At 68.8% G+C, this 1,844-nt stretch carries 3 protein-coding genes; all 3 read left to right on the top strand.

Features of this window, described 5'->3' with window-relative positions; genetic code table 11:
• Positions 1-995 (top strand): DUF3152 domain-containing protein (locus tag H5J33_RS33675; protein WP_258565590.1); only part of this gene is annotated, 995 nt, incomplete at its 5' end.
• A 57-nt stretch (positions 996-1,052) separates the two neighbouring features.
• Complete coding sequence (locus tag H5J33_RS38500; protein WP_309485553.1) at positions 1,053-1,148, top strand: Ms4533A family Cys-rich leader peptide; 96 nt, start codon at positions 1,053-1,055, stop codon at positions 1,146-1,148.
• Positions 1,149-1,404: 256 nt separating this feature from the next.
• A partial coding sequence (locus H5J33_RS33670; protein ID WP_258565589.1) for an ABC transporter substrate-binding protein occupies positions 1,405-1,844 on the top strand: 440 nt, incomplete at its 3' end.

Below are 1,844 nucleotides of genomic sequence, written 5' to 3'. Positions count from 1 at the left end.
AAGCCTTCGACGGCGCCGGCGACGGCAAGGGCGCCGGTCCGCGCGGTGCCGGTCCCGAGAGCACCGGTGGCTCCGCGTCCGGTGCCGGTACGGGCAACGGCAGCGGTACGGGCAAGCGTTCCGGTACCGGTACCGACCCGGCGCCCCGTACGACCGGACAGCCGGCCGAGGCGCCGCGGGCGTCCGGTACCGGTGTGCCCGCACCGCGCGGCGGCAAGGGGCGGACGTTCACCGGCATCGCGGCGGCCGCCGTCACCACCGTGCTCGCGGTGATGGTCGCCGGCCAGGTGACCAAGGCGCGGGACGACGGCGACGTACGGCCGCAGTCCGCCACCGACCACGCCCACGACACTTCCGGCGATTCGGCGCCGGCCGCCGTGCCGAGCGCGCCCGCCCTGACGTACGACCAGAAGATGAGCCGCACGTATCCGCTCGGCGCCACGCTGAGCGGACCGGGGAGGTTCGACGTCGTGCCCGGCTTCGACAAGGCGCCCGGCACCGGGCGGAAGTACCGCTACCGCGTCGATGTCGAGCAGGGGCTGGGACTGGACGGCGCGCTGTTCGCCGAGGCCGTGCAGAAGACGCTCAACGACCGGCGCAGCTGGGCGCACGGCGGCGCGCGCACCTTCGAGCGCGTCTCCTCCGGCACGCCCGACTTCGTGATCACGCTGGCCAGCCCCGGCACCACCGCCAAGTGGTGCGCCAAGTCGGGTCTGGACACGACCGAGGACAACGTTTCCTGCGACTCGGCCGCGACCGAACGCGTCATGATCAATGCGTACCGGTGGGCTCAAGGAAGCACGACATACGGTGACCGGATCCATGAGTACCGGCAAATGTTGATCAACCATGAGGTCGGTCACCGGCTCGGCCACGGACACGTCACCTGCCAGAAGGACGGCGAACTTGCTCCGGTGATGCAGCAGCAGACCAAGTTCCTGGACCACGACGGTATCCACTGCCGAGCCAACCCCTGGCCTTACCCGGGGAGTTGACAGGCGGCGCTAATGTCACATTGACACAAGCCCGTATGGTCATCCATATTGCTGCGCATGTGGTCCAGTCACGCCGTCCCCGCGAGCGCCGCCATCGAGCTGGCGCTCATCGGCGTGACCGCACTCTGCGTGGCCGACATCCACTGTCGCTGACGCCGCCTCCCCGGCGTTCGCGTCGCGACTGTTCAGCCCTTCTCTCCGTGACCGCGTCACGGATTTTTCGACGACCCGACGCCGGGGCCGACGTCTGTCCGCAGTCGTCTCACTCCTCGTCCACATGTCTCACCTGCCGAGAGAATCCTCGATTCATCCGCCGGGAAAACGTTGATCAACCCTTGATCAACTCCTGATCACCCCTGGATGAACTCGACTCCTTCTCGACTCGTCATCCCGAGAGGTCGTCATTCCGATGCGTCAACCGTCCGTCAGAGCGCGCCGCGTGGCAGCGGCATCCGTCAGCCTGGTCGTGGCAGCGGGCGTCGCCGCCTGCGGCCCCGAGGACAGCGATGCCAAGGGTTCCGGTGGCGACTCCGCGCCCCGCAAGGGCGGCACGCTCACGATCCTGAACTCCCAGCCGCAGAGCGACTTCGACCCCGCGCGCCTGTACACCTCCGGCGGCGGAAACGTCCCTTCGCTGGTCTTCCGCACCCTCACCACGCGCAACCGCGAGAACGGCGAGGCCGGCGCGAAGGTCGTCCCGGACCTCGCCACCGACACCGGGCGCCCCAACATGGACGCGACCGTGTGGACGTACACCTTGAAGAAGGGCCTCGAGTACGAGGACGGCACGCCGATCACCTCGGCCGACATCAAGTACGGCATCGAGCGCTCCTTCGCCCCCGAACTCTC

The organism is Streptomyces sp. WELS2 (genome assembly GCF_013870595.1).
In the GTDB taxonomy this organism is placed as follows: Bacteria; Actinomycetota; Actinomycetes; order Streptomycetales; family Streptomycetaceae; genus Streptomyces.
This window is presented reverse-complemented; position numbering and strand designations above follow the sequence as displayed.

Coding starts and splice junctions, on each gene's coding strand:
- H5J33_RS38500 (WP_309485553.1), top strand. CDS start 1,053: ATGTGGTCCAGTCACGCCGTCCCCGCGAGCGCCGCCATCGAGCTGGCG.